Below are 7,513 nucleotides of genomic sequence, written 5' to 3' on the forward strand. Positions count from 1 at the left end.
CCGCTGTCTCACCACTGGAGGGAAGAATGACGCAAGCTGCAAACCTGAATCCAAGACACGGGAAAGCCGGACGCCAGCCGACCAGAGCCGGCTTGAAACCGCCCAGCGCGAATGCAGACCCCGGCTTGTTCGGCCGGATGTTTGACCTGCCGGCATTCACGGCGCCGGAGGCCTCGCTGCAGGCGCTTGCCACCGCGATGAAGGACGCCAGTCCGGACGATGTGACCGGTGACAATTCCAACATTCCGTCGGGCTTTACCTATCTCGGCCAATTCGTCGATCACGACATCACGCTCGATCTCACCTCGCTCGCCGAGAAGCAGGAGGATCCCAACGCCACCACCAACTTCCGCACGCCGAGGCTGGATCTGGACAGCATTTACGGTCTGGGACCGGATGGCAGCCCCCAACTCTACGCTCGCGACACCAACAACATCACACAGCCCGGGCCGAAGTTCCTGCTCGGCAAGACAGCGCCCACGCCGCGCGCGGCCGGCGTCTTTCCGAATGATCTGACGAGGAATTCGGAAGGGCGAGCCCTGATCGGCGACCACCGCAATGACGAGAATCTGCTGGTCGCACAGACGCACCTTGCGTTCCTGAAATTCCACAACAAGGTCGTCGACATGCTCGCGGCCGGTCCCAGCGCGCCGGCGCCCGACAAGCTCTTCTCTGAAGCACGAAAGCTGGTGACCTGGCACTATCAATGGATGGTGCTGCACGATTTCGTCGAGCGCTTGACGGAGAAGGGCATCGTCGCCAGGATTCTGCACGAGGGCCGGAAGTTCTATCGATTCCAGAAGGTGCCCTATATGCCGGTCGAGTTCTCGGCGGCGGCCTACCGGCTCGGTCACAGCATGGTTCGCGAAACATACAGCCACAACCGTGTGTTCACGCAGCCCGGCGGCTTCACTGCGGCGACCCTCAGCCTCGAGTTCTTCTTCTCCGGGCTCTCCGGCCGCATCCTGGGCGAGATCGCCGGTACCACTCCCAACGCGCCCAATTCCCCGCCCAACGTCAGCACCTTGCCCACGGATTGGATCATCGACTGGAGCCGCTTCTACGAATTCGATCCTGCGATTCCGCCGACGCCGAACTTCCTGTTCAACCATTCGCGCAAGATCGATCCATTCCTCATTCCGAAATTGCACGATCTCCCAGGTGGCGGCGGCAGCCTTCCGTTCCGCAACCTGCAGCGCGGAGTCAATCTCGGATTGCCGTCGGGGCAAGACGTGGCTCGTGCGATGGGGATTCCAGTGCTCAAGCCAGCGGAGATCGCAACCGGTACGGACGGCGCCGTTGCGGCCGCCCAGGGCTTCGATCGAAAGACGCCGCTCTGGTACTACATCCTCAAGGAGGCCCAGGTGAAGACCGGCGGTCTTCGGCTCGGTCCGGTCGGCGCGCGTATCGTGGCCGAGGTGTTCATTGGCATCGTCGCTGGCGATAACCAATCCTATCTCAGCCAGCAGAACTGGAAACCGACGCTGCCGGCGAAGACTCCGGGCACTTTCCTGATGAGCGATCTCTTGCGCTTCGTCGGAGAGATCAGTCCGATCGACGGGGTCACGACCGGATAGCAGTCGCTCAAGTCCCGGATGCCGCAGGCGGCATCCGGGATACGAGAACTATTGCACGTCCATCTGCAGCCCTTCCTTCTGGATGATGCCGGCGAACTTCTTCGTCTCGGCGTCCAGGAAGGCCGCAAATTGCTGCGGGGTGCCGTAGTCGGCGCGGGCGCCCATGGCCGCGATCTGCTTCTTGATCTCCTCACGCTCCAGCATCGCCTTGACCTGGAGATTGAGCGCGTTGAGCACCTCGGGTGAGACCCCCTTCGGCAGGAACACCGAGAACCAGGACGAGACGTCGAAATTGGCCAGCTCCGGCGCGCTCTCTCGCATCGTCGGCAGGTTCGGCGCGAGGTCGCTGCGCTCGGTCGTGGTGACGCAGAGACCGTTGAGTGTGCCGTTCTGCACCTGAGGCAGGCTCGGATAGAGATTGTCGAACAGGATCTGGATGTCGCCGGCGAGGGCCGCCTGGAGTGCGGGTCCGGCGCCGCGGAACGGGATGTGCGTCATCTTCAGGCCGGTGAGCTGGAGAAACCAGGCGCCGGTGAGGTGAGGGCTCTGGCCGACGCCCGAGGAGGCGTAGCTGAGCTTGTCCGGATTGGCCTTGAGATAGGCGATGAGCTCGGGGATCGACTTGATGCCGGTCTTCGGATGCGCCGAGACGATGTTCGGGATCCGGATCATGTTCGAGACCGGCTGCAGCTGGTCGGGCTTGTAGGTGAGATTCTTGAAGATGCTGTAGGCGATCGCGTTCGGACCGGGATTGCCGATCAGGATGGTGTGTCCATCAGGCTTGGCACGGACCACCTCGGCAGTCCCGATGGTGCCGCCGCCGCCCGAGCGGTTTTCCACCACCGCCGATTGGCCCCAGGCGGTTTGCAGATGCGCGGCCAGGAGCCGGCCCATCACGTCGGTCGAGCCGCCGGCCGCAGCTGGCACGACGAGGCGAACGTTTTCGGTGGGCTTCCAGTCGGCGAGGCTCGATCGCGGCAGTATGGCTGCAGCCGAAAGGCCGGCAGCACCGGTAAGCACGCGACGGCGGGACAACAAAGGCTTAGGCACGAATCCACTCCCTGCTTCTTTCTTTGCAGGGACCGTATGGAACAGCTCGTGCGACCGCAAGTCGCGTGCGACGATGAGTGCTGCGCGGAGAGCGGCACGACGCCGCAGGCTCGCGCCATTTACCTTCCGGCGGAATTGGAAGGGCCCTCGATCCTTGTTCGACGCGTTTTCTTCGTGCGAACCGTATCCACTTCGCTCGAAGACACGCCGAAGACTCAGTTGAAGCTGAGCAGCTTGAACAGCGGCGCGAGGTAGCTCATCTCCTGGCCCGACGTCGGCGTCGTACGGCTGATGAAGTCGAAGATCTTGCCGTCCTGGAGGCCGTAATTCGCAAGCCGGCGCACGCGCCGGTTCTTGTCGAAATAGATCGCGATCACGCGCTGGTCGACCACCTTCTGGTTCATGAAGGCGACCGGGCGCTCCGAGCGCTGCGAGATGTAGTAGAAGACCTCACCGTCGAGGGTCGCGACCGTGGAGGGCGTGCCCATCACGATCAGCACCTGGTCCTGGCTTGCGCCGATCGGAATCTGCTCGAGCGCGCCGGGCGGCAGGATGTAGCCCTTCTGGAATTGCTCGCCCGTGCAGCCCGCAAGTGCCGCGCCGACGACGGCCGCGGCGGCGAGCATGCGCAAGCCGCGCCAGCATGCGTGAAGGCCGCGCCGCTTACCTGCGCGCAGGCTGGTCTGGTTGGTTGTGGTCATAGCGGAACTGATTCCGTCCCCTTGCGTCGCGCGAGGCGCTGAAGTACCGGGCTGGGCGTCTTAATGCAACACGCGCGCGCCCGCTTGCGGAAACCACAATGCTTTGGCCGTTCAACCACTTCAGGAAACCCCGACTAACCCCGCCGGGCACCATTGAAGCCATCTATGGCATGATCGTGACGCAGGCGCGAGAACCCATATTTTACCGGGGCTTGGGCGTGCCCGACACGGTTAACGGTCGTTTCGACCTGTTGCTGCTACATCTCTGGCTGCTGCTGCGCCGCCTGCGCACGGTCCAAAGCGCCACGGAGCTGTCCCAGGCGCTGTTCGACCGCTTCTGCGAGGACATGGACGACAATCTGCGCGAGATGGGGGTCGGCGACCAGACCGTGCCGAAGCGGATGCGGGCCTTCGGCGAGGCGTTCTACGGTCGCGTCCAGGCCTATGACCAGGCCATGGAGGCCGGCGGCGAGGCGCTGGCATCGGCGATCTGCAAGAATATCTTGAATGGGACCGGCCTCGATCAGGCGCAGCGGCTTGCGGCCTATGCCCGGGCCAGCGAGGCCGATCTTGGCCGGACCGACGAGGGCGCGCTGTTGCGCGCTTCCTTCAAGTTTCCTCCAGCGCTCCCTGAGGATGTCACGCCATGACCCGACCGAATGCCGGATCCCAGCCCGATCCCTGGCGGGTGCCCGTCATCGTTGCGCAGATCCCCGATGCCGGCCTGCATCGCGAGCTCGAGGCATCAGCGGCCGAGCGGCAGGCCATGGCGGAGGTCGCAGGCCTCCGCGAGATCCTGTCCGCCCGGGCCGAGTTCGACGTGGTGCCCAAGAGCGGCGGCCGGGTTCAGGTCACCGGCACCGTCCGGGCTAGGGTCGGCCAGACCTGCGTGGTCACGCTGGATCCGATCGAGAGCGAGATCGAGGAGGAGGTGGACCTGATGTTCGCCCCCGAGGCCGAGGCGCGCCGCCTGGCCGATCTGATCGAGGAGGGGCAGGACGAGGAGGGGCCGCCTGAGGTCGCCGATCCTCCGGAGCCGATCCTTGGTGGCATCATCGACCTCGGCCGGCTCGCCACCGATGCCCTGTTCCTGGCGATCGATCCCTATCCGCGCAAGGAGGGGGCCGTGTTCGAGGCGGAGGTCACCGCCCCCGATCCGGAGGACCATCCATTCGCGGCGTTGAAGGCGCTGCAGGACAACAAGAAGGGCCAGTAGCGGGCCTTCCACGGCAGATCGCCTTGCAAGGGCGTGCGAGGCATTTCCCGGGATGGTTTCAAAGCGGTCCTTATCCGACTGATTTCAATATGTTTCTTGCAAATTTCGCGCTTCGCGGCAAGATCGCCCTGAATGCAAAAGGCTGGGGGCAAGAGGTTGTTTCGGGGTAACAAAACGCTATTGTCGCGCCCCGGTCCGGGTGCGGCGTGGCGCTTGGCCGGTCGTCATGTCCGTGGCGAACCCATTTTGCAGCCCCGCTAGCTCAAGACCGCACCAGACCAGGTTTCCAGGACTTTCATGCCAAGCAAGGTTCGCATCGCGCTGGACGCCATGGGGGGCGATGTCGGCCCCGCCGTGGTCATTCCGGGCGCCGCCATCTCGCTTGGCAGGCATCGCGATACCGAGTTCCTGCTGGTCGGCGACCGCGCCAGGATCGAGCCCGAGCTCGAGAAGCACCCGAAGCTGAAAGCCGCCTCCAGAATTGTCCATACCGACGTCGCCGTCAGCATGGAGGACAAGCCGAGCCAGGCGCTGCGGCACGGCCGCAAGACCTCCTCGATGTGGCTCGCGATCGATGCGGTCAAGAAGGCCGAGGCGGATGTCGCAATCTCCGCCGGCAATACCGGCGCGCTGATGGCGATGGCGCGCTTCCACCTGCGGACGCTGCCGGGCATCGACCGCCCGGCGATCTCGGCGATCTGGCCGACCATGCGCGGCGAGTCCGTCGTGCTCGATCTCGGCGCCACCCTCGGCGGCGATGCCCACCATCTGGTGTCGATGGCGGTGATGGGCGCGGCCAAGGCGAGCGTGCTGTTCAACAAGAAGCGGCCGACGGTCGGGCTGCTCAACATCGGCGCCGAGGAGATCAAGGGGCACGAGGAGATCCGCGAGGCCAGCGAGATCCTGCGGGCGAGAAACCTGCCGGAGCTCGACTATATCGGCTTCGTCGAGGGCGACGGCATCGGCAAGGGACTGGCCGACGTCATCGTGACCGAGGGCTTCAGCGGCAACATCGCGCTCAAGGCTGCCGAGGGAACCGCGCGCCAGATGGCGGAATTGCTCCGTAACGAGATGCAGCGGAGCTGGCTCTCCAAGCTCGGCTACGTCTTCGCCCGCAGCGCCTTCCAGGCCCTGCGCGACAAGATGGACCCCAACAAGTCCAATGGCGGCGTGCTGCTGGGATTGAGGGGGGTGGTGGTGAAGAGCCATGGCGGAACCAACGCCGAAGGCTTTGCCTATGCGATCGATGTTGGCTATGAGATGGCTCACTACGATCTCCTGAACAAGATCAATCAGATGCTCAACCGCGAGGGTGGTGCACTCAGTTCCGTGCAGGCCGCGCAGGAGGCTGTTTCGTGACTCAAATTCGTTCGGTCGTGCTCGGCTGCGGCTCGTATCTGCCGGAGCAGGTGGTGACCAACGCCCAATTGGCGGCGCGCATCGACACCTCCGACGAGTGGATCGTGCAGCGCACCGGCATTCGCGAGCGGCACATCGCGGCCGAGGGCGAGTTCACCTCGCATTTGGCGATCAAGGCGGCGCAGGCCGCGCTCCGCGATGCCGGCCTGGACGCGCAGGCGATCGACCTGATCGTGCTGGCGACCTCGACACCGGACAACACCTTCCCGGCGACCGCCGTCGCCGTGCAGCACGGGCTCGGCATCAATCATGGCGCGGCCTTCGACCTCCAGGCGGTGTGCTCGGGCTTCGTGTTCGCGCTCGCCACCGCCGACAATTTCCTGCGCACGGGTGCCTTCAAACGCGCGCTGGTGATCGGCGCCGAGACCTTCTCGCGCATCCTCGACTGGAACGACCGCGGCACCTGCGTGCTGTTCGGCGACGGCGCCGGCGCCGTGGTGCTGGAGGCGCAGGAGCAGCCGGGCAATGCCACGAGCGACCGCGGCGTCGTGACCACGCACCTGCGCTCCGACGGCCGCCACAAGGCCAAGCTGTACGTCGACGGCGGCCCGTCCTCGACCCAGACCGTCGGCCATCTGCGCATGGAAGGCCGCGAGGTCTTCAAGCATGCGGTCGGCATGATCACCGACGTGATCGTCGACGCCTTCCAGGCGACCGGGCTCAATGCCGACAGCATCGACTGGTTCGTGCCGCACCAGGCCAACAAGCGAATCATCGACGCCTCCGCCCACAAGCTTCACATCGCGCCGGAAAAGGTGGTGCTGACGGTGGACCGTCACGGCAATACCTCCGCCGCCTCGATCCCGCTGGCGCTGGCGGTGGCGCGCAGGGACGGCCGCATCAAGAAGGGCGACCTGGTTCTGCTGGAGGCGATGGGCGGCGGCTTCACCTGGGGCTCGGCGCTGGTGCGCTGGTAAGCCACAGTCGATCGAATTCTGCCCGAATCAGCACCGATTATCGATGCGTCGGCATTGATGAGCGCTGTTGACCGTCGTATCGTAACCTCATAATTTCAGACAACAATTGTTCGCCGTGATGTGGGGCAGGGCGATGACCGATCAAAGTAAAACCGTAACGCGTGTTGATCTCTGTGAAGCCGTCTACCAGAAAGTAGGCCTGTCGCGCACGGAATCGTCCGCCTTCGTGGAACTCGTGCTGAAGGAGATCACCGACTGCCTGGAGAAGGGCGAGACGGTGAAATTGTCCTCTTTCGGGTCGTTCATGGTCCGCAAGAAGGGTCAGCGCATCGGCCGTAACCCGAAGACCGGCACCGAGGTGCCGATCTCGCCGCGCCGGGTCATGGTGTTCAAGCCGTCGGCGATCCTGAAGCAGCGGATCAACGGCCAGCACCGCGCCAACGGCGACGCCAGCAAGGCTCCACAAGAGGCGTAGCGCCTCTCGCAAAGGATTTGGCATTTGGACAAGGCGCCGGATGCGTTCCGAACCATCAGCGAAGTAGCGCAGGAACTCGACATTCCGCAGCACGTGCTGCGGTTCTGGGAGACCCGGTTCTCCCAGATCAAGCCGATGAAGCGCAGCGGCGGGCGCCG

9 protein-coding genes are annotated in these 7,513 nt (G+C 64.4%); 7 read left to right on the forward strand and 2 right to left on the reverse strand.

Annotated elements, in window-relative coordinates; translation table 11 throughout:
* Nucleotides 1-92: 92 nt before the first annotated feature.
* On the forward strand, nt 93-1,577 hold the full coding sequence (locus IC50_RS28970) for a peroxidase family protein (protein ID WP_244429671.1): 1,485 nt from the start codon (nt 93-95) through the stop codon (nt 1,575-1,577).
* Nucleotides 1,578-1,625: 48 nt separating this feature from the next.
* On the opposite strand, the gene IC50_RS28975 is transcribed toward IC50_RS28970, so the two are convergent.
* Entirely contained in the window at nt 1,626-2,627 is a 1,002-nt protein-coding gene (locus IC50_RS28975) for a Bug family tripartite tricarboxylate transporter substrate binding protein (protein WP_035712811.1), read from the reverse strand.
* Nucleotides 2,628-2,842: 215 nt separating this feature from the next.
* Nucleotides 2,843-3,328: an outer membrane protein assembly factor BamE gene (locus IC50_RS28980; RefSeq protein ID WP_035712813.1), complete on the reverse strand. Its 486-nt coding sequence runs from the start codon at nt 3,326-3,328 to the stop codon at nt 2,843-2,845.
* Between the two features lie 98 nt (nt 3,329-3,426).
* On the opposite strand from IC50_RS28980, the gene IC50_RS28985 reads away from it, so the two are divergent.
* The 6 genes from IC50_RS28985 to IC50_RS29010 all read left to right on the forward strand — a co-directional run.
* Nucleotides 3,427-3,978 (forward strand): ubiquinol-cytochrome C chaperone family protein, encoded by a 552-nt coding sequence (locus IC50_RS28985; protein ID WP_035712815.1) that lies wholly within the window; start codon nt 3,427-3,429, stop codon nt 3,976-3,978.
* Entirely contained in the window at nt 3,975-4,544 is a 570-nt protein-coding gene (locus tag IC50_RS28990) for a YceD family protein (protein WP_035712816.1), read from the forward strand. Before IC50_RS28985 ends, IC50_RS28990 begins: the two co-directional genes overlap by 4 nt.
* A 297-nt stretch (nt 4,545-4,841) precedes the next feature.
* Nucleotides 4,842-5,903 carry a phosphate acyltransferase PlsX gene (gene plsX / locus IC50_RS28995; protein WP_035712818.1) on the forward strand — a complete coding sequence of 354 codons (1,062 nt, stop codon included), beginning with the start codon at nt 4,842-4,844 and terminating at the stop codon, nt 5,901-5,903.
* Entirely contained in the window at nt 5,900-6,880 is a 981-nt protein-coding gene (locus IC50_RS29000; protein WP_035712820.1) for a beta-ketoacyl-ACP synthase III, read from the forward strand. Before plsX ends, IC50_RS29000 begins: the two co-directional genes overlap by 4 nt.
* A gap of 133 nt (nt 6,881-7,013) precedes the next feature.
* The gene (locus IC50_RS29005) at nt 7,014-7,355 is read left to right on the forward strand and encodes an integration host factor subunit alpha (RefSeq protein WP_026202294.1); all 342 of its coding nucleotides are present in this window, start codon (nt 7,014-7,016) and stop codon (nt 7,353-7,355) included.
* Between the two features lie 24 nt (nt 7,356-7,379).
* On the forward strand, nt 7,380-7,513 hold a 134-nt coding region (locus IC50_RS29010), incomplete at its 3' end, for a MerR family transcriptional regulator (RefSeq protein WP_008134370.1).

This window comes from Bradyrhizobium genomosp. I (2014), from assembly GCF_000261685.1.
Lineage (GTDB): Bacteria > Pseudomonadota > Alphaproteobacteria > Rhizobiales > Xanthobacteraceae > Bradyrhizobium.

What these genes read in the sequence shown, in the direction of transcription:
- IC50_RS28990 (WP_035712816.1), top strand. Translation starts at nt 3,975, where the DNA reads ATGACCCGACCGAATGCCGGATCCCAGCCCGATCCCTGGCGGGTGCCC.
- plsX (WP_035712818.1), top strand. Translation starts at nt 4,842, where the DNA reads ATGCCAAGCAAGGTTCGCATCGCGCTGGACGCCATGGGGGGCGATGTC.
- IC50_RS29005 (WP_026202294.1), top strand. Translation starts at nt 7,014, where the DNA reads ATGACCGATCAAAGTAAAACCGTAACGCGTGTTGATCTCTGTGAAGCC.
- IC50_RS28980 (WP_035712813.1), bottom strand. Translation starts at nt 3,328, where the DNA reads ATGACCACAACCAACCAGACCAGCCTGCGCGCAGGTAAGCGGCGCGGC.
- IC50_RS28985 (WP_035712815.1), top strand. Translation starts at nt 3,427, where the DNA reads ATGCTTTGGCCGTTCAACCACTTCAGGAAACCCCGACTAACCCCGCCG.